The sequence below is a fragment of the Pseudomonas sp. HY13-MNA-CIBAN-0226 genome (assembly GCF_040310305.1).
GTDB classification, from domain to species: domain Bacteria; phylum Pseudomonadota; class Gammaproteobacteria; order Pseudomonadales; family Pseudomonadaceae; genus Aquipseudomonas; species Aquipseudomonas gregormendelii.
This window is the reverse complement of record NZ_JBEOPS010000004.1, coordinates 258,151-281,297: the sequence shown is the minus strand read 5'-3', so window position 1 is coordinate 281,297 and position 23,147 is coordinate 258,151. Positions and strand designations below refer to the sequence as shown.

The 23,147-nt window shown below is 60.4% G+C and carries 20 protein-coding genes; 6 read left to right on the top strand and 14 right to left on the bottom strand.

Annotated elements, in window-relative coordinates; genetic code table 11:
• Positions 1-128: 128 nt before the first annotated feature.
• Complete coding sequence (locus AAEZ05_RS06660; protein WP_350646842.1) at positions 129-650, bottom strand: DUF4142 domain-containing protein; 522 nt, start codon at positions 648-650, stop codon at positions 129-131.
• Positions 651-856: 206 nt separating this feature from the next.
• Here AAEZ05_RS06660 and AAEZ05_RS06655 point away from each other — a divergent pair, with 206 nt between their 5' ends.
• Positions 857-1,096: a DUF465 domain-containing protein gene (locus tag AAEZ05_RS06655; RefSeq protein ID WP_045057592.1), complete on the top strand. Its 240-nt coding sequence runs from the start codon at positions 857-859 to the stop codon at positions 1,094-1,096.
• A 49-nt stretch (positions 1,097-1,145) separates the two neighbouring features.
• On the opposite strand, the gene AAEZ05_RS06650 is transcribed toward AAEZ05_RS06655, so the two are convergent.
• The 6 genes from AAEZ05_RS06650 to AAEZ05_RS06625 all read right to left on the bottom strand — a co-directional run bounded on the left by AAEZ05_RS06650 (position 1,146) and on the right by AAEZ05_RS06625 (position 7,686).
• A complete protein-coding gene (locus tag AAEZ05_RS06650) occupies positions 1,146-2,234 on the bottom strand; it encodes an SMP-30/gluconolactonase/LRE family protein (RefSeq protein ID WP_045057591.1) in 1,089 nt (362 codons plus the stop codon).
• A complete protein-coding gene (locus tag AAEZ05_RS06645) occupies positions 2,231-3,376 on the bottom strand; it encodes a sterol desaturase/SRPBCC family protein (RefSeq protein WP_350646841.1) in 1,146 nt (381 codons plus the stop codon). Before AAEZ05_RS06645 ends, AAEZ05_RS06650 begins: the two co-directional genes overlap by 4 nt.
• Before the next feature lie 105 nt (positions 3,377-3,481).
• Positions 3,482-4,345, bottom strand: coding sequence for a LysR family transcriptional regulator (locus AAEZ05_RS06640; RefSeq protein ID WP_350646840.1), 864 nt, complete (start codon positions 4,343-4,345; stop codon positions 3,482-3,484).
• A gap of 100 nt (positions 4,346-4,445) precedes the next feature.
• On the bottom strand, positions 4,446-6,293 hold the full coding sequence (locus tag AAEZ05_RS06635) for an amidohydrolase (protein WP_205892873.1): 1,848 nt from the start codon (positions 6,291-6,293) through the stop codon (positions 4,446-4,448).
• A gap of 303 nt (positions 6,294-6,596) precedes the next feature.
• Positions 6,597-6,911 (bottom strand): SCP2 sterol-binding domain-containing protein, encoded by a 315-nt coding sequence (locus tag AAEZ05_RS06630; RefSeq protein WP_008154977.1) that lies wholly within the window; start codon positions 6,909-6,911, stop codon positions 6,597-6,599.
• A gap of 64 nt (positions 6,912-6,975) precedes the next feature.
• The gene (locus tag AAEZ05_RS06625) at positions 6,976-7,686 is read right to left on the bottom strand and encodes a histidine phosphatase family protein (RefSeq protein WP_045057588.1); all 711 of its coding nucleotides are present in this window, start codon (positions 7,684-7,686) and stop codon (positions 6,976-6,978) included.
• 207 nt (positions 7,687-7,893) lie between these two features.
• On the opposite strand from AAEZ05_RS06625, the gene sohB reads away from it, so the two are divergent.
• Entirely contained in the window at positions 7,894-8,916 is a 1,023-nt protein-coding gene (gene sohB, locus AAEZ05_RS06620; protein ID WP_045057587.1) for a protease SohB, read from the top strand.
• Between the two features lie 96 nt (positions 8,917-9,012).
• On the opposite strand, the gene AAEZ05_RS06615 is transcribed toward sohB, so the two are convergent.
• The gene (locus AAEZ05_RS06615) at positions 9,013-9,507 is read right to left on the bottom strand and encodes a DUF934 domain-containing protein (RefSeq protein ID WP_045057586.1); all 495 of its coding nucleotides are present in this window, start codon (positions 9,505-9,507) and stop codon (positions 9,013-9,015) included.
• A complete protein-coding gene (locus AAEZ05_RS06610; RefSeq protein ID WP_122840645.1) occupies positions 9,491-11,149 on the bottom strand; it encodes a nitrite/sulfite reductase in 1,659 nt (552 codons plus the stop codon). Before AAEZ05_RS06610 ends, AAEZ05_RS06615 begins: the two co-directional genes overlap by 17 nt.
• A 520-nt stretch (positions 11,150-11,669) precedes the next feature.
• Here AAEZ05_RS06610 and AAEZ05_RS06605 point away from each other — a divergent pair.
• Positions 11,670-12,743, top strand: coding sequence for an ABC transporter substrate-binding protein (locus AAEZ05_RS06605; RefSeq protein WP_350646839.1), 1,074 nt, complete (start codon positions 11,670-11,672; stop codon positions 12,741-12,743).
• An 8-nt stretch (positions 12,744-12,751) separates the two neighbouring features.
• Here the strand turns inward: AAEZ05_RS06605 and AAEZ05_RS06600 are convergent, their stop codons facing one another.
• Both AAEZ05_RS06600 and metH read right to left on the bottom strand, forming a co-directional pair.
• Entirely contained in the window at positions 12,752-12,970 is a 219-nt protein-coding gene (locus AAEZ05_RS06600; protein WP_045057583.1) for a DUF2970 domain-containing protein, read from the bottom strand.
• Between the two features lie 192 nt (positions 12,971-13,162).
• The gene (gene metH / locus AAEZ05_RS06595; RefSeq protein WP_350646838.1) at positions 13,163-16,873 is read right to left on the bottom strand and encodes a methionine synthase; all 3,711 of its coding nucleotides are present in this window, start codon (positions 16,871-16,873) and stop codon (positions 13,163-13,165) included.
• Between the two features lie 155 nt (positions 16,874-17,028).
• Between metH and AAEZ05_RS06590 the strand changes: the two genes are divergently transcribed.
• From AAEZ05_RS06590 to nfuA, 3 genes are all read left to right on the top strand, one after another.
• Positions 17,029-19,314: a fatty acid cis/trans isomerase gene (locus tag AAEZ05_RS06590; RefSeq protein WP_350646837.1), complete on the top strand. Its 2,286-nt coding sequence runs from the start codon at positions 17,029-17,031 to the stop codon at positions 19,312-19,314.
• A gap of 123 nt (positions 19,315-19,437) precedes the next feature.
• A complete protein-coding gene (locus AAEZ05_RS06585) occupies positions 19,438-20,472 on the top strand; it encodes an acyltransferase family protein (protein ID WP_350646836.1) in 1,035 nt (344 codons plus the stop codon).
• 57 nt (positions 20,473-20,529) lie between these two features.
• Positions 20,530-21,114, top strand: a complete 585-nt coding sequence (gene nfuA / locus AAEZ05_RS06580; RefSeq protein WP_045057579.1) for a Fe-S biogenesis protein NfuA — start codon at positions 20,530-20,532, stop codon at positions 21,112-21,114.
• A gap of 76 nt (positions 21,115-21,190) precedes the next feature.
• Here nfuA and cobM read toward each other — a convergent pair whose 3' ends face one another.
• From cobM to AAEZ05_RS06565, 3 genes are all read right to left on the bottom strand, one after another.
• A complete protein-coding gene (gene cobM / locus AAEZ05_RS06575; protein WP_350646835.1) occupies positions 21,191-21,943 on the bottom strand; it encodes a precorrin-4 C(11)-methyltransferase in 753 nt (250 codons plus the stop codon).
• 80 nt (positions 21,944-22,023) lie between these two features.
• On the bottom strand, positions 22,024-22,437 hold the full coding sequence (locus tag AAEZ05_RS06570; protein ID WP_045057577.1) for a cobalamin biosynthesis protein: 414 nt from the start codon (positions 22,435-22,437) through the stop codon (positions 22,024-22,026).
• Positions 22,434-23,141 carry a CbtA family protein gene (locus AAEZ05_RS06565; protein WP_045057576.1) on the bottom strand — a complete coding sequence of 236 codons (708 nt, stop codon included), beginning with the start codon at positions 23,139-23,141 and terminating at the stop codon, positions 22,434-22,436. Before AAEZ05_RS06565 ends, AAEZ05_RS06570 begins: the two co-directional genes overlap by 4 nt.
• Positions 23,142-23,147: the final 6 nt, after the last annotated feature.

Genomic DNA, 23,147 nt, shown 5'->3' with positions numbered 1-23,147 from the left:
GCTACGTTTTTCGCCCGTATTCATTGCACCTTCCTGATAAGAAGCCAGAAGGTGTAAACCTTATTCAGGACGAGACAGCCACATGAAAAAGGCCGCATCGATTGATGCGGCCTTTTTGTTGGAGCGCCTTACTTGTCTGGATGCGCAGCTTGCAGTTTTTTCGCCTCTGCCAAGTGTTTTTCCAGCGCTGGCAGCATTTTTTGCGCGAACGCCTTGAGCTCGGTGGCGCCTTTTAATTTGTCGTCGGTCACGGTATTGGCTTCTTTCTTGAACAACTCGATGGTTTCCTCGTGTGCCTTGACCTGATTGTTGGCGTAGGCGGCGTCGAAGGACTCATCACGCACTTCCAGGATCTTTTCCTTGGCCTGCTTCACCAAGGTCGTGGTGTCCGGCACTTCGATGTCGTTCTTGCGCGCCAGCGCTGCAAGTTCATCGTTGGCTTTGGAATGATCAGTGATCATCATGTTGGCAAACGCCTTGATATCGGCCGATGAGCTCTTTTCCAGGGCCAGTCGGCTGGTCTCGATTTCGGCGATCCCGCCAGCGGCGGCATTGTCGACGAAGTCGTTGGAAGTGGCGGCAAACGCTGTGCCCATACCGGTGCTCAAGGCTACGGCCAGGGCGAGGTTACGTAAGGTGAATCCGTCCATTGATCATTCTCCACACAGTTTTTATGAGCGATCCGTTGATCGTTAGTAAATGGAGGGGGATGAATGGCCAAAGGTTTGATCGCGTTTGCGCCAGGACGACGAACGGACACTCCCGGTATCGACAGAACCTGCCAACCAAGGCCATTCTGGCAATTGGTGAACGCAATTGATCGCGTTCACCGCCGATCAACAAACGGAGGTGTTCCATGCCGGTGACCCACGATCTGTATCAGGACCTGAAACTGTCAAAGGAAGAGATCCAGCAAAAACGCACCAAGGATCCATTACTGGATTCACTGATCAACAAGTATTCGCAGGCCGATGCGGAGGTGGTGAAGGCAGAGACCGCCCAGTCGGATGCGCCCAGTGATGATGCGCTGAAGAAGCTCAAGGAGAAGCGCTTGCAGGTCAAGGACAAGATCGTCCAGCAACTCCAGGCCAGGTAACTAACCTGACAGCAGGGGCCTGCACCTGGCCGGCTCCTGCATAGTCCGATTATTGGAGCGCCTTCGCCAGGGGCAACCGCACCATGTGATTAGCCTTCAGCGACCCAAAATACAACCACTCGCCATACTCGCGCACGGTGGTGATGGGCGAATAATTGTCGCGACTCCCGTCTTGTAGATTGGCAATCACCTGTCCTTGCAAATCCATGCCCAGCGCAAACCCACGCTTTTCCACCGGCTTGGGCAGCACGCTCATGGCCCGGGCGATCATTTTGCGCACGAAGGGGTGCGGCGCCGAGGCATCCAGCAGGGCGTTGCGCGGGGCGTAGAGCGCCACCCAGAAACGGTTCTCGCCGTTGAACGACAGGTTGTCTGGCATACCTGGCAGGTTGTCGATAAACACATCATGAGTGCCGGCTTTCGGACCGCTCAACCAATAGCGGCTGATGCGATAGGCGCCGGTTTCGTTGACCAGCACAAAGCTGTCGTCCGGGCCCAGTGTGACGCCGTTGGCGAACTCCAGCTTGTCCAGCAGCACGGCTGTCTTGCCGGTCTGGAAGTCGTAGCGTAGCAAGCGCCCGTCACCGCCATGCTCGATGATGGCATCACCATCGCTGCCATAGCCGAACCGGCTGGAAGCGTCACTGAAATAGGCGTAGTGCCCGGACTTGTCGATGGCCACGTCGTCGGTAAAACCCAAGGGCACTCCCTTGGCCTCTGTGACCAATGGAATCAGGCGGCCCTGGGCATCCAGGGATAACAAGCCCTTGACCCCGTCGGCAATCACCAGCAAGCCGTTTGGATGTCGCGCCAGGCCCAACGGTCGGCCTCCGGTGTCGGCCAGGACCTGGGTGGTCTTGCCGTCGAGGCTGGTACGGATCAACCGACCGTCGTGCAGCCCGGTGATCAGCGCATTGTCTTCGAGCAGCAATGCCTCCGGGCCTTCGAGGTTGCCGGCGCCCACTTGCTCGACGTCGTTGAGGCGCTGATTGTCTACGTAGACGCCACTGGTGAGCGAAGGCGCCGGTGGCGGGTTCCAGGCCACCGGTCGGACCTTGGTGGGCATCAACAACAGGAACGCCGCAATAGCCACCAGCACCAGCAATACGACATGACGAAACCTTATGGATCGACTCACGCAGTGGCTCCTGTGGGGGCCAGGTGCTGTTGCGCCATTGCGCGCAAGGCCAGCATGGATTGCGTAGACTCGCGGTCAATGCGGTGCTTGAGCAGAAGGTGATTGGCCAGGCGCATCGCCAGGCTCTCGAACTGATAGTCCAGGGTGCGGATAAACCGTGTGCCATTGCCCTGGGCCGCGCACTCATAGGTCAGCACCAGCGACAGGCCGTTATCGCCCTGGGCGCGGGCAATCCAGCGCCGTCCCGGCAAGTATTCCTCGACCACCCAGCTCAGGTGACCTTCACGGCCTCCGGCGCGAATGTCTTCTTCGAAGCGTGACCCTGCATGCAGCGGGCCGGCCTGTCCGTCGACTGTCAGGGACGACGGGTGCCACTCCGGCCAGCGGGTTGCGGCGCTGGCGTAGGCGAGCACCTCAATCGGGTTTGCGGCGATGTCGACTTGATGCTGCATGCGGGTCATGGGCCTACTCGTCGGGGGGGTGGTGAGGTGTTCCGGTTCCCAGTAGAGGGTGCCGAACAGGTAATCCATCAAGGGCAAGACAATGTTGAAATTGCGTTCCTGCATCAGTTCGCGGCGGTGATGCAATTCGTGCAGGCGACGCATCTGGCGGATCCACGGCAGCCGGGTCAGACGGTTGCTCGGCGGCAAGTGTTCGCAGGCATGGAACACTTCATAGGTGAGGTAACCAAGCACCAGGCAGCCACCGAACAAACCGGCAACGTTGGTATTGATCAGCGACAGCAGCCACCACAGGGGCAAGGTAATCACCAGGGTGTGCAGCACGATCAACCACGCCGGAAACAGGATCACCCGCCAATCCCGGGCGCTGTCATAGCTCATGTGCCCGGGGGTGAAGAAACTGTGGTGATCGCCGGCGTGTCGGGCGTAGAACATTCGCGCAAAGCTTTTTTTGTGGTGCCCGAGGTGACGGTGCACCAGGTAGACGCCGGCGTTGAACAGCAGCAGGGTCAGCGGCACGGCCAGCCATTCCCCTGGCTGGACCTGTTGCACAGTACTCCAGAATGCGCCACAGGCCAGCAGTCCGAATACCAGTACAAAAACGCCGTGCAGCCAGGGGTTGTAGCGCGGGTGCACGGCAGCGCGGTAGCGGCTGCGGAATAGATCGGTGGTCTGCCTCACTGCATTCACCCCGGATGATGGTCACCCCAGCAGATTAGCCGATTCCAGGCGTCTGCCCGGATTGATCTCGACGGCACAAATGCCATGCTCCGGTGCAGCGCGTGCTCAGATCAGCGGGTCCCAGCGCTGTGACCAGTCACCATCGCGCTTGATGACTTCGCGTAGCAGATCGAATGCCTGCTGCAGCGTCGCCGAATCGCGGTCGCGGGAGTAGACCAGATAGGTCGGGTAGTTGAACTCCGGGGCCTTGGGCACTATTTCCATGACGCCACTTTCCAGGTAGCTCTGGACCACTCGAGTGCGGAAATAGCCGCTGCCACCGTGTTCGAGAATGTATTGCAGGCCAAGCGGGCCAAGGTTGAAGCTCAAGGCGGCCCGGGCATTTTCTGGCAGCGCCGCATCGTGCTGGCGGCGGAAGTCCGGACCCCAATCGATATAGACGTAAGGGGCGGGTTTGGCCACCAGGCGAACCAGAATCAGCTTTTCTTCCAGTACCTGCTCAACTTGCAGGCGCGGCCAGTACTCGGGGTGATACACCAGGGCTGCGTCCAGTAGCCCGAGCTCCAGCTGGCGCAACAAATGTTCGCCATCGCGGACTTCCATGCGCAGCGCATGGCCGGGAATCTTCTCCCGCAGTTCGCCGGCCCAGCCGAGCATCAGCGGGTTACACAGGCTGACTTCGCCACCAATGTGCAGGACATTGTGATAACCCTCGGGCAGCGGCAAATCCCGGCGCGCCGCTTCCCAGGTTTGCACCAGCTGGTTGGCGTACACCACAAAGGCCTCGCCGTTGGGCGTCAGGCGGGCGCCGGCGCGATTGCGCACAAACAGCGTACTGCCGAGCTGGCTTTCGAGTTTTTGTACCCGTGCAGTGATGGCGGTCTGGGTAACATGCAGCTTCTGCGCTGCGGCGGCGAGGCTGCCGTGACGAACAATTTCGAGGAAGGTGCGGGCGAGATCGATGTCCATGGGGCGGCCGGTGCGGGAGGTGCAGGCATTGTAGCAACTGTGTTCTCAAGCCAGGCGCCCCCAGTGCACGTCACACATGCACGGGGACCTGGAACGTCGCTTAGAATGCAAAACACGAACACCCGAACGCTCCCCAGAAGCCCTGGAAATCACTGACCGGAGCCGAGGACAGCCGCGCCCGCTCATGGCTGTGGGCGTGCACCGCGCAGGCGCCCACACATTGATGAACCTGTGCGGTTAGCGGCGCCAGGGGTTTCCAGTGGCCGGGCACTGTGACCACCGGGGACCATTCAGGCACCACTGGCACTGGCGGGGGGCCGAGTTTGCCGAACTCGGCAGTGCCGTAGACGATTTTGCCATCGACAATCGTCAACACCGATTCGATCCATTTGACCGCCTCGTCTTCGATGTGGAAATAGTCGGCTGAAAGGGCGATAAGGTCCGCCAGTTGTCCCACCTTGATCTGACCTTTCTTGCCTTGTTCGGAAGAAAACCAGGCGCTGCCATGGGTGAACAGTTCCAGCGCGGTGTCGCGGCTCAGGCCCTGGGGATACAGCTCCAGACCCCCGACGGTGCGACCGCTGACGAGCCAGTAGAGCGAAGTCCAGGGGTTATAGCTCGACACCCGCGTGGCATCAGTGCCGGCCCCGACGGGCAGGCCTTCGGCGAGCATGCGCGCGATGGGCGGGGTGTGTTCGGCCGCCTTGGCGCCGTAGCGCTCGACAAAATACTCACCCTGGAACGCCATGCGATCCTGAATCGCGATACCGCCGCCGAGCGCTTTGACCCGTTCGATATTCTGCGGGGTAATGGTTTCGGCATGATCGAAAAACCAGGGCAGCCCATCGAAAGGGATATCGCGATTGACCTTCTCGAACACATCGAGCATGCGGCTGATGGATTCGTTGTAGGTGGCATGCAGGCGGAATGGCCAGCGTTGTTCCACCAGGTGCCGAACCACGGGTTCAAGTTCCTGTTCCATGGTTTGCGGCAGGTCGGGACGAGGCTCGAGGAAGTCCTCGAAGTCGGCTGCGGAAAACACCAGCATCTCGCCGGCGCCGTTATGCCGTAGAAAGTCATCGCCCTGGCCGTAGCGAGAGGTGCTCGTCCAGTTCTTGAAATCGGCAAGCTCTTCCTTCGGCTTCTGTGTGAACAGGTTGTAGGCAATGCGGACCGTGAGTTGCTTGTCCCGAGCCAACTGCTGGATGACCTGGTAATCATCAGGATAATTCTGGTAGCCGCCACCGGCATCGATGGCGCTGGTAACGCCCAGGCGATTAAGTTCGCGCATGAACTGGCGGGTCGAGTTGACCTGGTATTCCAGCGGGAGCTTGGGCCCCTTCGCCAGGGTCGAGTAGAGGATCATCGCGTTGGGTCGAGCAATCAACATTCCGGTTGGATCGCCATTGGCGTCGCGCTGGATCTCGCCACCGGGAGGGTTGGGCGTGTTCCGGGTGTATCCGACGACCTTCAACGCTGCGCGGTTGAGAAGGGCGCGGTCGTAAAGGTGCAGGACAAATACCGGGGTGTCCGGGGCGGCCTTGTTCAGTTCGTCAATGCTGGGCAGGCGTTTCTCGGCGAACTGGAACTCATTCCAGCCACCGACCACACGTACCCATTGTGGCGTTGGCGTGCGATCGGCCTGGTCCTTGAGCATGCGCAAGGCATCGACCAGGGATGGGACGCCTTCCCAGCGCAGTTCGAGGTTGTAGTTCAAACCGCCGCGAATCAGGTGCAGGTGCGAGTCATTGAGGCCGGGGATGACGGTGCGTCCGTGCAGGTCGACGATTTGCGTACCGGGACCTTGCAACGCCATGGCCTGAGCATCGCTGCCAACCACCACGAAACGCCCGTCCTTGATCGCCACGGCACTGGCCTGGGGCTTCTTGCGATCGACTGTGTGCAGGCGTCCATTGTACAAGATGAGGTCGGCGGGGGCGTCGGGCATGGTTTTACTCCCTGCAAACAGCGGGCTGATCCAGGCACCGACGGCACCTGCCGAAAGGCCTTGCAGTACACGGCGGCGGTTAAATCCGTCTTGATCGTCAGGTGGGCTCATGGCAGTGCTCTCCACAGGACTGGGTTCATCGCAAGTTAGCGTTGGCAGCCAGATTCTGAAGCAGGCGGCCAGAAGGAATATAGCCGGCAAATCCACGCACGGCCTTTTACCGGGGCGAAAAACGACAAATCCCGCCTTGAAGGGCGGGATTCGTTTGCAGCCAGCGCGGCCCCGAAGTTCGGGGCCCATCGCTTAGGCCGGGAACAGCTCGGACAGTTTCATCGCCAGCATCATGTCGCCTTCAGCGCGCAATTTGCCGCCCATGAACGCTTGCATGCCGTCGGTTTCGCCGCTGACGATGCCTTCCAGGGTTTCGCCGTCCATCACCAGGGTCACCTGGGCGTCCGGGTTTTCGCCTTCCTGCAGCTCGCAGGTGCTGTCCTTGACGATCAGCGAGAAGTTCTTGGTGTCGTCGATGCGAAAACCGAAGACCAGGTCCAGACCGGCAGCAGCGGCTGGGTTGAACTTGGCTTTCATTGCTTGTACGGCGTCAGCTACGGAGGTCATGGTTTGATCCTTTCTTGGGTAATTAGAGCTGGGTGATTACAGCCAGGGTCACAATAGTCCGGACTCAGCGAAATGTGATGAGTTCCGGGGCCTTCAGCAGTTGCAGGTGCGCATGGCTGTTGAAGGAAGCCAGTGCCACCTCGCGCCCACGAAACTTCAGGTGGTTGAGCGAGGTGTTGACGATTTGCCAGTTCAGTTCAAAAGCCTGCCGGGCAGGCATTTGGGTGATCAGGTGGAGCAGGGCAGTGATGGTCCCGCCGGAGGTGAACACGGCGATTTTCTGGGTGTTGTCGGCGCTTTCGAGGATGCGGTGCAGGCCGGCCCGGACGCGCTCGACAAATCCCAGCCAGCTTTCCAGGCCCGGCGTGTCATAGGTGCCGGCGAGCCAGCGCTCGATGATCAGCGCGAAGATGCGCTGGAACTCGCCGCGGTTCTGCGCGGCGTTGCGCAGGATGTGCAGGGCTTGGGGTTCTTGCGGCAGCATTTCAGGCAGCAATGCGCGGATGACCGCATCGGCGTCGAATTCGTTGAACGCCGCATCGGTTTCCAGAATCGGCACGGGCAGCCCGAAGGCGGCGAACTGGTCGAGGGCGCCGGTGGCAGTATCCTGTTGCCGGCGCAGGTCGCCTGCCAGGCAGCGATCGAAGCTGATACCCAGTTCGGCCAGGTGCTGGCCGAGGATTTGCGCCTGGCGCACGCCGGTCGGCGACAGGACGTCGTAATCGTCTGCACCAAAGGAGGCTTGGCCATGTCGAATCAGATAGATGCTGCCCACGTCCGCTTCATCCCGGTACGTTGAAGGTCTGGCGAGGTTATGGGGGATGACGGTGTGCTGTCAATGAAAAAACATACGCTTGTTTGAAATGCTCGTTCCAGGCCTGTTACCACAGGTTTCGCGGCTGGCCGACAGGCCGGCGCATGGGTATGCTGGTAACCACCCCGCGTGCGTTTTCATGCCGCGCTTAGTAATGAAGGAGTTGCTGTGGAGTTTTTTGCAGAGTACGCCAGTTTCCTGGCCAAGACCGTGACACTGGTGGTCGCCATTCTGGTGGTCATGGCCAGTTTTGCGGCATTGCGCAGCAAGGGTCGCCGCAAATCCGCCGGCCAGTTGCAGGTCAGCAAGCTGAATGATTTCTACAAGGGCCTGCGCGAACGCCTGGAGCACACCTTGCTCGACAAGGACCAGCTCAAGGCCCTGCGCAAGTCCCAGGCCAAGACCGAGAAAAAGCAAAAGAACAAGCCCGAGGCCAAGCCACGGGTTTTCGTGCTGGATTTCGATGGCGACATCAAGGCCTCCGCCACTGAAAGCCTGCGCCATGAGATCACCGCATTGCTGACCCTGGCGACCCCCAAGGATGAAGTGGTGCTGCGCCTGGAAAGCGGCGGGGGCATGGTGCACAGCTACGGCCTGGCGTCGTCGCAACTGGCGCGCATCCGTGATGCGGGCGTGCCCTTGACCGTGTGCATCGACAAGGTGGCGGCGAGCGGCGGCTACATGATGGCGTGCATTGGCGAGAAGATCATCAGCGCACCCTTTGCCATCCTCGGTTCCATCGGGGTGGTTGCGCAACTGCCCAACGTCAACCGCCTGCTGAAGAAACATGATATCGATTTCGAGGTGCTGACTGCCGGGGAATACAAGCGCACCTTGACCGTGTTCGGCGAAAACACCGAGAAGGGCCGGGAAAAATTCCAGGAAGACCTGGACATCACCCATCAGCTGTTCAAGAACTTCGTCTCGCGTTACCGCCCACAACTGGCCATCGATGAGGTCGCCACCGGCGAAATCTGGCTGGGCATGGCTGCGTTGGACCTGCAACTGGTCGACGAACTCAAGACCAGCGACGAGTACCTGGCAGAACGGGCGAAGAAATCCGAGCTGTACCACCTGCACTATGCCGAACGTAAAAGCTTGCAGGAACGCATCGGCATGGCGGCCAGCGGTTCAGTCGACCGGGTACTGCTGACCTGGTGGAGCCGGTTGACTCAACAACGCTTCTGGTAAGTAACCCTGTCGCCACTGAGCCCTTTCACTTGTTGAAGGTGAAAGGGCTCAGTCTTAATGAGGCATGGTCCCGGGCGGGGTCATGCCTTTGCAGCATCAGCGACGACGGAACAGCGGCAGCGGTTCGTCAGTGGCGGCCTGATAGGTCACCGAGAAATCCTTGAGGCTTTCCAGCGCTTCGTACGGGTCTTTGTCAGCGCGCAATGCGAAGGCATCGAAGCCGCAGCGACGCAGATAGAACAGCTGGTCGCGCAGCACATCGCCGATTGCCCGCAACTCGCCTTTGAAGCCGTAGCGGTCACGCAGCAGGCGGGCGTTGGAGTAGTTGCGACCATCGGTGAAGGCGGGAAAGTTCAGGGCGATGACCTGGAACTGGTCCACGTCGTCACCGATTTCTTCCGCTTCTTCATCCGCATCCAGCCACACGCCAAGGCCGCCATCGCGGGCCTTGAGCATGCGGCTGTGTTCACGCCACAGCTGCAGCGGGACGATCAGGTCGTCGCAGTTGCTGATCTCGTCGATGTTGAAGTCCTTGGGCAGCAGGTGCCAGGTTTCGTCGACGACTTCGTTGTTCTTAATGATTCGCTGCATAGACGCGCTCCTTGAAGAGGTCGATGCCGATACGCTGGTAAGTGTCGATGAAGCGCTCGTCTTCGGTACGTTGTTCGACGTACACGTTGATCAGCTTCTCGATCACATCAGGCATGGCTTCCTGGGCGAAGGACGGGCCGAGGATCTTGCCCAGGCTCGCATCGCGACTGGCGCTGCCACCCAGGGAGACCTGGTAAAACTCTTCGCCTTTCTTGTCCACCCCGAGAATGCCGATGTGGCCAACGTGGTGGTGACCGCAGGCGTTCATGCAACCGGAAATGTTCAGGTCCAGTTCGCCGATGTCGAACAGGTAGTCCAGGTTATCGAAACGACGCTGGATCGATTCGGCAATCGGGATCGACTTGGCGTTGGCCAGGGAGCAGAAATCACCGCCCGGGCAGCAGATGATGTCGGTCAGCAGGCCGATGTTCGGCGTGGCGAACCCTTGCTCGCGCAGTTCACCCCACAGGGTAAACAGTTGGCTCTGCTCGACGTCCGCCAGAATGATGTTCTGTTCATGGGATGTGCGCAGTTGACCGAACGAGTAACGCTCGGCCAAATCAGCCACGGCATCCAGCTGTTTGTCGGTGATGTCCCCCGGCGCCACGCCGGTAGGTTTCAGCGATAATGTCACGGCAACGTAACCCGGCTTCTTGTGCGCCAGGGTGTTGCGCGTGCGCCAGCGTGCGAAGCCCGGGTGCTGCTGGTCAAGCTCGGCCAAGGCCGCGCTCTGGTTGTCCAGCGCCTGGTACTCGGGGTCCACGAAGTGTTTGGCCACCCGATGCACTTCGGCTTCGGTCAGCGTGGTCTGGCCACCGCGCAGGTGCTCCATTTCCGCGTCGACTTTCTGGGCGAAGACTTCGGGGGTCAGCGCCTTGACCAGGATCTTGATCCGCGCCTTGTATTTGTTGTCACGACGGCCATAGCGGTTGTAGACACGCAGGATGGCGTCGAGATAGCTCAACAGGTCCTGCCACGGCAGGAATTCGTTGATGAAAGCGCCCACCACCGGGGTACGGCCCAGGCCGCCACCCACCAGCACGCGGAAACCCAGCTCGCCGGCCGCGTTGTGCACTGGCTCAAGGCCAATATCATGCACTTCAATGGCGGCACGGTCGGAGGTCGAACCGTTGATCGCGATCTTGAACTTGCGCGGCAGGTAGGCGAACTCAGGGTGGAAGGTGGTCCACTGGCGAACAATCTCGCACCATGGGCGCGGATCAATCAGCTCATCGAACGCGACACCGGCGAACTGGTCGGTGGTGACATTGCGCAGGCAGTTGCCGCTGGTCTGGATCGCGTGCATCTGCACGGTGGCCAGCTCTGCCAGGATATCCGGGATGTCTTCCAGCGCCGGCCAGTTGAACTGTACGTTCTGCCGGGTGCTGATGTGGGCATAGCCCTTGTCATAGTCACGGGCGATCTTGGCCATCATTCGCGTTTGGCGCGAAGTCAGTTGGCCGTAAGGCACCGCGACCCGCAACATCGGCGCGAAACGCTGGATGTAAAGGCCATTTTGCAGGCGCAGGGGGCGGAATTCTTCTTCGCTCAGCTCGCCTGCCAGATAGCGTCGGGTCTGATCACGGAACTGCTTGACGCGGTCCTCGATGATCCGCTGATCGTACTCGTCGTATACGTACATATAAGTCCTGTTCTCAGGCTTGGGCCGGTCGGTTCCAGCTGCATGTGGGGCTTGCTGAAGTCCGATACTGCCTCGGCAATTCTGCGCGCACGGCCGCGCACTCCCAACGGAGCCGGGGCAAGATACCAGTTTGTAGTTATGCGCAAAAGTGATGTTTGAGTATATGTAAAGAACCAAAACGACTAACGAGAATCGTTGTTAGCAAACCCGCGTTTGTGGTGTGGGCAATCATCGTCTTAACTGTGAGCGAGTCTTCGTGCAATCACCGATAAAACCGACAAGAGGCGATGCAATGAGCAACCCTACCAAAGCTTCAAAACCCGACAGTACGGTTGATGCCTGGGCGATTTTGTTCCTGATCATCCTGGTCGTGGGCACTGCCGTGTTCTGGGTCAGTCATCAATAAACCGCCTCGTCCGGGCCTGATTCCGACGATTGTCGGACAAAACATGCGGTAAAGACCGATTTTCCGGGCTTCGCTGGCTATAATGCGCGGCGATTTTCGGGGCCCGGACGACCAATGCTCAAGTACTGCTTCACTCTATTGCTGGCACTCAGCGCTGCCTGGGGCTCAGCCGCGCGCGCCGAGTCGGTGCTGTTCCTCAGTCCCGGTGGCACCAACGAAACCTTCTGGGTGACCTACGCACAGTTCATGCGAGCGGCGGCGGATGACTTGGGCATCGACCTGCAGGTGCGCTATAGCGAACGCATGCCGGAATTGACCGTGGTGCAAGCCCGTGAGGCATTGCAGGGGCCCCAGCGTCCGGATTACCTGATCTTCGTCAACGAGCAATACGTTGCTCCGCAAATCATGCGCCTGGCCCAGGGTAGCGGCGTCAAGCTGTTCATGGTCAACGCGTCCCTGACCGACAATCAGAAAAGCCTGCTGGGCGAGCGGCCGGACTTGCTGGGTAGCCTGGTGCCCAACGACGAGGAGGGCGGCTACCTGATGCTCAAGGAGTTGATCCGCCAGCATCCGCCCGCCGCACCCGGCCAGGTGATCGAGTTACTGGCCTTTTCCGGCTTGAAAATTACGCCCTCTGCCCATTTGCGCGAGCAAGGCATGTATCGCGCCCTGGCCGAACATCCGCAGGTACGCTTGCGCCAGTTGGTGTACAGCGGGTGGACCCGGCAGCGGGCGTACGAGCAAGCCCGAATGTTGTTCCAGCGCTACCCCAAAGTGAGCCTGGTGTGGTCAGCCAATGACGAAATGGCATTCGGCGCGATGCAGGCGTATTCGGAGACCGGCGGGGTCCCCGGCAAGGACGCACTGTTCAGCGCGGTCAATACCTCGCCTTCGGCGTTGCAAGCCAAGGTTGACGGACGCCTGAGCGTGTTGATGGGCGGGCACTTTACCCTTGGGGGTTGGGCGCTGGTGCAGTTGCATGACCATGAGCTCGGTGTAGACCTGAACCGGCAAGGTGGACGGGACCAGATGCTTGCCCTGTTGCAAGTGGTCGATCAGGCACAGGCCCGGCGTCTGCTGGCCATGCAGACGTCGACCGATTACCGGGTGAACTTCCGCCGCCTGTCGGCAAAAGGCCGCCCGGCGTCTTACCGGTACCCCTTCAGCATGCACACCCTGATGCACTGACAGCTATCTCAGATGCCGGCCAGGTGCAGCACCAGCTTGACGATGGCAAACAACGTCAAGGCAAACACCGCCGTGAACAGGATGCCCAGGATGACAAAATGACTGGGCTTGCCATGGGTGAAGTCGCGTGCCCGATTCTTCCCGCTTTGAACCCCGAACGCCGCAGCCATGACGCTGTGTAGCATCTGCCAGAAGCTCGGCGGTTTGTTGTCGACCGGATCGTCCATAAATCCCTCTTCACCTGTGTGAGAAAGGTAAGCATAGACAAAGCAGAACAGATCGCAGCCTGATGACCTGTAGGAGCTGCCGCAGGCTGCGATCTTTTGATCCGGGTTTGAAGATCAAAAGATCGCAGCCTCGTTTCACTTGGCAGCTCCTACGGGCTTGTGCGGGCTGCCGTGGGCTGCGATCTATAGATCTTAGTTGTCATAACCCAGGTTCGGTGCCAGCCAGCGCTCGGTCACGCTGAGCTCCTGGCCTTTGCGTGAGGTGTAACTCTGCACCTGGTCCTTGTCGATCTTGCCCACGGCAAAGTACTGCGCCTGCGGATGGGCGAAGTACCAGCCGCTGACTGCAGCAGCCGGGAACATGGCGTAGTGCTCGGTGAGAAACACGCCGCTGCGGCCGGCCTGCATTTCGCTGGCTTCAGGATCGAGCAGGCTGAACAGCGTGCTTTTCTCGGTGTGATCAGGGCACGCCGGGTAGCCCGGCGCAGGGCGGATGCCGCTGTACTGCTCCTTGATCAGTGCCTCGTTGTCGAGGGTCTCGTCCTTGGCATAACCCCAATAACCCTTGCGCACCTGCTGGTGCAGCCACTCGGCGCAGGCCTCGGCCAGGCGGTCGGCCAGGGCCTTGACCATGATCGAGTTGTAATCGTCGCCGGCGTCCTGGTAAGCCTTGGCCACTTCTTCGGCGCCGATGCCGGCAGTGGTGATGAACCCGCCGACGTAGTCGGTGATCTCACTGTCCTTGGGCGCCACGAAGTCGGCCAGGGAGAAGTTTGGTTTGCCGTCGGTCTTGATGATCTGCTGGCGCAAGTGATGCAGCTTGGCCAACGGCTTGCCGTCATCGCCGTAGACTTCGATGTCGTCGTCGCGCACCTGATTGGCCGGCCAGAAGCCGAACACCGCACGGGCACTGATCAGCTTTTCGTTGATCAGCTTGTCCAGCATCTCCCGGGCATCCGCGTAAAGCGCGGTGGCGGCTTCACCCACGACTTCGTCGGTAAGGATGCGCGGAAACTTGCCAGCCAGGTCCCAGGAAATGAAGAACGGCGTCCAGTCGATGTATTCGGCCAGCACCTTCAAATCGATATTATCCAGCACCCGGGCACCGGTGAACGTCGGCTTGACCGGCGTGTAAGTGCTCCAGTCGAACTGCGGCTTCTTGGCGATCGAGGCCGGGTAGCTAAGGCGTTCAGTGCGGGCGCTGCGATTGGCGGTGCGTTCGCGAACCTCGACGTAGTCCTGGCGAGTCTTCTCGACGAAAGCCGGTTTCAACTCCTTGGACAACAACTGGGTCGCCACGCCCACGGCGCGGGAGGCGTCGGTGACATAAATCACCGCGTCATTGCTGTACTTGGGCTCGATCTTCACCGCCGTGTGTGCCTTGGAGGTAGTGGCGCCACCGATCATCAGCGGCAGGTGGAAATCCTGGCGCTGCATTTCGCGGGCTACGTGGACCATCTCGTCCAGCGACGGGGTGATCAGGCCGGACAGGCCGATGATGTCGCACTTCTGCTCCCTGGCCACCTGGAGGATTTTCTCCGCCGGCACCATGACGCCCAGGTCGACGATGTCATAGCCGTTACAACCCAGGACCACGCCGACGATGTTCTTGCCGATGTCATGCACATCGCCCTTGACCGTGGCCATCAGGATCTTGCCCTTGGCTTCGGGCTTGTCGCCTTTTTCCAGTTCGATAAACGGAATCAGGTGGGCGACGGCCTGCTTCATCACCCGGGCGGACTTCACCACTTGCGGCAGGAACATCTTGCCGGCGCCGAACAGGTCGCCAACGATGTTCATGCCGGACATCAGCGGCCCTTCGATCACTTCGATCGGGCGGGCGAACGACAGGCGCGACTCTTCCGTGTCCTCGACGATGTGGGTGGTGATGCCCTTGACCAGTGCGTGCTCCAGGCGCTTGTTGACGTCCCAGCCGCGCCACTCTTCGGTCTCGGCTTCCTTGACGCTGCCGTCGCCCTTGTACTTGTCGGCGATGGCGAGGAGGGCGTCGGTGCCTTCCGGGGTACGGTTGAGCACGACGTCTTCCACGGCGTCACGCAGTTCGGCCGGGATCTGGTCATAGATCTCCAGCTGGCCGGCGTTGACGATGCCCATGCTCAGGCCGTTGCGGATCGCATACAACAGAAACACCGAGTGGATGGCTTCGCGCACCGGGTTGTTGCCCCGGAACGAGAACGACACGTTGGACACGCCGCCCGACGTCAGCGCATACGGCAGCTCGTCTCGGATATAGGCGCAGGCGTTGATGAAGTCCACGGCATAGTTATTGTGTTCTTCGATACCGGTAGCCACGGCGAAGATGTTCGGGTCGAAAATGATGTCTTCCGGCGGGAAGCCGACTTCGTTGACCAGAATGTCGTAGGAGCGCTTGCAGATTTCCTTCTTGCGCGCTTCGGTGTCAGCCTGGCCGGCTTCGTCGAAGGCCATCACGACCACCGCCGCACCATAGCGCTTGCACAGCTTGGCGTGATACATGAACTGCTCGACGCCTTCTTTCATGCTGATCGAGTTGACGATGCCCTTGCCCTGGATGCATTTCAGGCCGGCCTCGATCACTTCCCATTTCGAGGAGTCGATCATGATCGGGACGCGGGAGATGTCCGGTTCACCGGCAATCAGATTGAGGAAGGTCACCATCGCCTTCTTCGAATCGAGCATCCCTTCGTCCATGTTGATGTCGATCACCTGGGCGCCAGCCTCGACCTGTTGCAGGGCGACTTCCAGGGCTTCGGTGTAGTTGTCTTCACGGATCAGGCGGGCGAACTTTGCCGAGCCGGTGATATTGGTGCGCTCGCCGACGTTGACGAACAGCGAGCTGCGATCAATGGTGAACGGCTCAAGCCCGGAAAGGCGGCACGCCTTGGGAATGTCCGGAATCTGCCGCGGCGCATATCCCGCCACCGCCTTGGCGATGGCTTCGATGTGGCCCGGGGTGGTGCCGCAGCAGCCGCCGACGATGTTGAGAAACCCGCTCTGGGCGAACTCTTCGATGACCTTGGCGGTTTGCGCTGGCAGCTCGTCGTACTCGCCGAACTCGTTGGGTAGCCCGGCGTTCGGGTGCGCCGAGACGTGGGTGCCTGCCTTGTTCGACAGCTCCTCCAGGTACGGGCGCAGCTCGCTGGCACCGAGGGCGCAGTTCAGGCCAACCGATATCGGCTTGGCGTGGGCCACGGAGTTCCAGAAGGCTTCGGTGGTCTGGCCCGACAAGGTTCGGCCAGAGGCGTCGGTAATGGTGCCGGAGATCATGATCGGCAACTCGATGCCCAGCTCCTCGAACACCCCCTGCACGGCAAAGATTGCGGCCTTGGCGTTCAAGGTATCGAAGATGGTTTCGATCAGGATCAGGTCGCTGCCACCCTCGATCAGGCCTTTGGCCGCTTCGGTGTAGTTTTCCACCAGTTCATCGAAGGTCACGTTGCGGTAGCCGGGGTTGTTCACGTCCGGCGACAGCGAGCAGGTGCGACTGGTCGGCCCGATCACGCCAGCGACGAAACGCGGCTTGTCCGGAGTTTCCAGGGTCTTGGCATCAGCCACCTTGCGCGCCAGGCGTGCGCCTTCTACGTTTAACTCGTATGCCAGGCCCTGCATGCCGTAATCGGCCAGGGATACCTGGGTGGCGTTGAAGGTGTTGGTTTCGAGGATGTCGGCGCCGGCATCCAGGTAGGCTTTTTCGATCGAGCCGATCACGTCCGGGCGAGTCAGCACCAGCAGGTCATTGTTACCCTTGACGTCGCTCGGCCAGTCTGCGAAGCGTTTACCCCGGTAATCCTGCTCCTCGAGCTTGTAGCTCTGGATCATGGTGCCCATGCCGCCATCGAGAATCAGGATGCGCTCTTTGAGGGCGTGCTTGAGAGCTTGAAGGCGAACACTGCGATCGGACATGTGGACTACTCGGAAAGACCATTACGAAGGGCCGGGATCATAGCAAACCTGCGCGCTTTTAGAGCATGTACCGGTTTTGCATGAATATCGCTCATGTTGGTGATAGCCCCGTGCCGGTAGAATCGCGGCGTTTTCTCATGATCGGGACCAGGGACATGTCGTATCGCTTCGTCACCAGCATGATTGTGCTGTGTTTGAGCTGGGGCGCTGCGGCGCAGGAGCCGGCCATTTCCTATACGCGGGATATTCAACCGATCTTCACCGAAAAGTGCGTAGCCTGCCACGCCTGCAATGACGCCGCCTGTCAGTTGAACCTGGGCAGCGGCGAGGGCGCGGCGCGGGGCGCCAGCAAGACCCCGGTCTACGACGGCGAACGCACCAGCGCGGCCGCGCCAACCCGGCTGTATTACGATGCGTTCGGCAAGCAGGCCTGGCAGCAGAAGGGCTTCTATTCGGTGCTCGACGCCCAGGCGAGCCAGGCTTCCCTGATGGCGCGGATGCTGGAACTGGGCCACCGCACGCCGTTGCAGCCCAATGCCAAACTGCCCGAGGAGATCGCGCTTGGCCTGAACCGGGCCAACATGTGTGCCATGCCGGGCGAATTCGACGGCTACGCCGGTGCCCACCCCAAAGAGGGCATGCCGCTTGCAGTGACAGGCCTGACCGACCAGCAATACCAGACGCTGCAACGCTGGCTGGCCTCGGGCGCGCCCATTGATGAGCAGGGCCTGCAGCCGTCCGCCCGGGAAGCATTGCAGGTGCTGCAGTGGGAAAACCTGCTCAATGCGCCGGGTGCCCGGGAAAGCCTGGTGGGGCGCTGGTTGTTCGAACACTGGTTCCTGGCCCACCTGTACTTCAAGGACGGCGAGCCCGGGCACTTTTTCCAGTGGGTGCGCTCGCGAACACCCACCGGCCAGCCCATCGACCTGATCAAGACCCGTCGTCCCAACGACGATCCCGGGGCCCAGGTGTATTACCGCCTGCGGCCCGTGCAAGGGGTGATCGTGCACAAGACTCACATCAGCTACCCGTTGAGCGCGCCGAAGATGGCCCGGGTCAAGAGCCTTTTCTACACCGGTAACTGGCAGGTCAACGCCTTGCCCGGCTATGGCCCTGAACGGCGGGCCAATCCGTTCAGTACCTTCGAAGCGATCCCGGCCCAGGCGCGCTATCAGTTCATGCTCGATAACGCCGAGTACTTCGTGCGCACCTTTATTCGCGGTCCGGTGTGCCGTGGCCAGATTGCCACCGACGTGATCCGCGATAACTTCTGGGCACTGTTCCAGGCGCCGGAGCACGACCTCTACATCACCGACCCCAACTATCGCGGCCAGGCCACGCCGCTGCTGGCGATGCCCGGGCAGGACGATGACGTCGGCAGTGTGCTGACCCTGTGGCACGACTACCGCAATAAACGCAATGAGTACGAAGCCTTGCGCCGCGACAGTTATGCCGACGCGCCGGCGCCGAGCTGGTCGACGCTGTGGGCGGGCAATGACAATGCGCTGCTGAGTATCTTCCGCCATTTCGACAGCGCGTCGGTGACCAAGGGCTTGATTGGCGAAGTGCCGCAAACGATGTGGCTGTTCGATTATCCGCTGCTGGAACGCACCTATTACCAGCTGGCGGTCAACTTCGACGTGTTCGGCAACGTGTCGCACCAGGCGCAGACGCGGCTGTATTTCGACCTGATCCGCAATGGCGCCGAGCAGAATTTCCTGCGCCTGATGCCCGCCGATTCCCGGGAGGGCTACCTCGACGACTGGTACCAGAACAGCGGTAAAATCAAGATGTGGCTGGATTACGAGAGCATCGACGACGACAAGGACACTGCGCTCAAGCTCGATGAAAAGGACCCCAAGCGTGACTTTGCCCGGCAGTTGCTGGCCCGCTACGGCGACCTCAACGCCAGCCCCGACCCGATCAATCGCTGTGACGGTGCGTATTGCTCGCGCCCCAACATCGACCCGGACCTGCAGAATGCCGATCAAGCCTTGAGCCGCTTGACCTCGCGCCCGGCCGCCGGGCTGAGGGTCATCGACCTGTTGCCGGAAGCCACCCTGTTGCGCGTGCAGAGTGCCAGCGGTCAGCGTGAGGTCTACAGCCTGCTGCGCAATCGCGCCCACAGCAACGTCGCGTTTCTCCTGGGCGAGTCACTGCGTTATCAACCCGGCCTGGACACCCTGACCATTTTTCCAGGTGTGCTGAGCAGCTATCCGAATTTCATCTTCAACATTCCTGCCGACCAGGTGCCAGCTTTCGTTGATGCCATGGAGAATGCCAAGGACGCCAACCGCCTGGAGATAATCATCGAGCGCTGGGGCATCCGCCGCAGCCATCCGCAGTTCTGGCAGTACTTTCACGACCTGAGCCGCTATGTGCACGAGACCCAGCCGGAGGAAGAGGGCGTGCTGGACATGAACCGCTACGAGAATCTTTGATAGACCTTTGTCGGCGCGGCGTTGTCCGATCTACAGGGCACACTTATGTACCTGTGGCAGCGAGCCTGCTCGCTCCCACAGGTCGATTGCGGTGGTTTGTGGATGTTCAACGGAGGGCAATCAATGCTGATTTCTGTACAGGCATTACGCGCCCTGGCCGCCTGGACGGTGGTTTGCCACCATTTCATGCAGATATTCTTCGACTTCAAGGCCCGTGGCCCGATCGGGCAGATGTTCATCGACAAGGGCGCGGTGGGCGTTGATATTTTCTTTGTGATCAGCGGCCTGGTGATCTTTCTGTCCACCGAAGGCAAAGCACTGCCGCCCGGAAAATTCCTGTTGTATCGACTGTTTCGCATCGTTCCGGCCTACTGGTTCTACACCCTGTTGATGGCGCTACTGGTGGTGTTCGCCCAGCCGGTGCTACCAGACCAGACCGTTGACTGGTCGCACTTCCTCCTGTCCCTGCTGTTCGTTCCCAGCGAAAACCCCGGCGGCTACGGCATTTATCCGACACTCAATGTCGGCTGGACCCTCAACTACGAAATGCTCTTCTACGTGCTGTTCGCCTGGGCGCTGTTGTTCCGCCTGCAGGTCAGGCTGCTGGTGGTCGGGGCGTTGTTGTTCGCGGTGTGCCAGGCATGGACGGGTTATGGCTGGGTCAGCCAGTTCTATCGCTCGGACATCGTCTATGAGTTCCTGCTGGGTATCGCCATCGGCATGCTGTACCGCCGCGGCTGGATCCGCCCGGGCCTGTGGCTGCCACTGGTGGGCATCAGCGGCGCGTTGCTGATGATCTACCATTCGCCCCCGCAACCGCGCTTTGTGGTCTGGGGCCTGCCAAGCGCGGTGCTGGTCATGGCGTGCATGGCGCTTGAGCGTTTCTTTGAACACAATCGAACGCTCAAGCTATTGGGCGATTGTTCCTACTCGGTGTACCTGATGCATGTGCTGGTGCTGTCCGCCGGTGGTTTTATCGCACAACGGTATGGCGTGAACCCCTACGTCATGTTTGTGCTGTGCGTGCTGGCCATCGCCGTGGGCTCCTGGGCCAGCTACCACTGGGTGGAAAAATTCAGCTATCGGTGGCTTAAACAGCGTGTTGATGGCAAAACCGAGGCTCAACCGTCGCCGGCTCTTTCCCGACAAAAATACTAGGACTTTGTCCCGCGCGTTGATTGGCGTAAACTGCGCCCAAGCCTGCGAGGAGTTTCCATGACCGCTATTACCATCACTGACGCCGCCCACGATTATCTGGCTGATCTGCTCTCCAAGCAGAACACCCCGGGTATCGGCATTCGCGTCTTTATCACCCAGCCCGGCACCCAGTACGCTGAAACCTGCATTGCCTACTGCAAGCCGGGCGAAGAAAAACCTGAAGACACGGCGCTGGGGCTAAAGAGCTTCACCGCTTACATCGATTCGTTCAGCGAAGCGTTCCTGGACGACGCGGTAGTCGACTACGCCACCGACCGCATGGGTGGCCAGTTGACCATCAAGGCACCCAACGCCAAGGTGCCAATGGTCAACGCCGACAGCCCGATCAACGAGCGCATCAACTACTACCTGCAAACCGAGATCAACCCGGGCCTCGCCAGCCACGGCGGCCAGGTCAGCCTGATCGATGTAGTCGACGACGGCATCGCCGTCCTCAAGTTTGGTGGCGGTTGCCAGGGCTGCGGCCAGGCAGACGTGACCTTGCGCGAAGGCATCGAGCGCACCTTGCTCGAGCGTGTGCCGGAGCTCAAGGGCGTGCGCGATGTGACTGACCATACGCAGAAAGAAAACGCCTACTACTAAGTAAGGTGTTCGCTGCGCAAGCAAAAAAACGGCACCCGTGAGTGCCGTTTTTTTATGCCTGAAGCCAAAAGATCTTCTATTCTTGGGGCCTGTACAGATGCGCATGCCCCGCACGATACAGCGAAGACTCGCTGAACTGATCACTGCCCAACACCCGACCCACCAGAATCAGCGCTGTACGCCGGAAACCCTTGGCTTCCACCTTCCCGGCAATATCTGCCAAAGTCCCCACCACCCAATCCTGGTCCGGCCAGCTCGCCCGGTGAATCACCGCGATCGGGCAATCGGCACCGTAATGCGGGGTTAATTCGAGGACGATCTTGTGCAGGTGGCTGACCCCCAGATGGATCGCCATGGTCGCGCCATGTTGTGCCAGGCTGGCCAGTTCTTCACCGGCCGGCATCGCCGTCTTGTCGGCGTAGCGGGTCAGTATCACGCTCTGGGAAACGTCCGGCAGGGTCAATTCAGCACCCAACAGCGCGGCACAGGCTGCCGTGGCCGTCACCCCGGGAATGATCTCAAAAGGGATACCCAGCTCGCGCAGGTGGCGAATCTGCTCGCCGATGGCGCCATACAGGCTCGGATCGCCGGAATGCACCCGCGCCACATCCTGGCCCTTGGCGTGGGCAGCCTTGATCAGTTCGATGATCTGTTCCAGGTGCAATTCGGCACTGTTGACCACCTGTTCAGCATGATGGCCTTCGAGCACGGCGGCGGGCACCAGCGAGCCGGCGTAAATGATGACGGCGCAGCTGCGAATCAGGCGCTGGCCTTTGACGGTGATCAGTTCCGGGTCGCCGGGGCCGGCGCCGATGAAGTAAACGGTCATCGTCGTATCCTGTGAAAAAGCGACATGGGCAGGCTTCAGATGAAGATTGCTCATGATCAGGCATGGGATTATCGGGGATTCTAAACGGCGCGGGCCAATGCGAGGGTGGCCTGGGCGTATTTTTGTCGTGAAATCAAGAGTATTGCCGGGGTGCGGGCTAACTGTTCGGCCAGGGCGAGGGCAGCGCTTTCAGCGATTCCATAGCAGCCGGTACGTTCGAAAGCGATGTCCGAGTGATGGCTGAGCTGGCCCTGATACCTGGCCAGTGCCTCACTGCTGAAAAACTGCACCTCAAGCCCAAGCTGGACGCCGAGCTCAATCAGGCCTGGCTCTTCTCGCTTGAGGTCAATGCTCGCCAGGGCACTGATCTGCTCGAGCTCGATAGAGTGGGCCTGCAGCGCCTGGTCCAGCAGCGCCCGCAGCGTGCTGAGAGGGCAGCCACGCTGGCAGCCAAGGCCGACGACCAGCGTCGGCACTTTGCCAGCTTGGGTCATGCCGGGTATTGATCAGGATTTTTGCGCCGGAACAGCCAGGCGCTGATCAGGCCCAGTGCCAGCCAGAACGCCACGTTGGTCAACTGTGAGGCAATCTTGAACTGGGTTTCCAATGCCTCTGGCGCGAGCATCGAATGCACCTGGGGTTGTGGTGCTCCGATCACGTGTGGCACGGCCAGGATCGCCACGCCAAGGACCTTCATCAGCCAGTGACGGCTGAAGACGATCAACGCAATACCGACCGCTGTGGAAGCGGCTGTACCCATCCACCAGATCTGCCGTTGAGTCAGGTCCGCCGCTGCAGTGCCCGGCAATTCAGGGGGCAGGCCGAGGGTTGGCGCCAGGACGAAGGTCGCGTAGCCGGCCAGGCCCCAGAGCAGGCCCTGGGACGTGCGAGTTGGCGCGCGCAGGGTGTAGAGGCCGGCCAGCATCAGCGCGAAACCCACGGCGACTACCAGGTTGCCGCCAGTGGTCGACAGCAGGCGCTGCCAACCGTTTTCCGGTTCCCAGGCTTCAGCGTCGTGGCTGTGCGCTGCGGTAGCGCCGGCTGCGTGTTCGTGGATTTGAACCGTGGCAGGTTCGGATTGTTCGTAGGTTTCCGCCTGCAGAATCAGCGGAGAGACCCAGAGGCTTTGCAGCAGGGTCAGCAGCAGGGCGGCCAGCAACCCGGTAAAACCTGCGGTTTGCGCGATACGCTTGATCATCTGGGC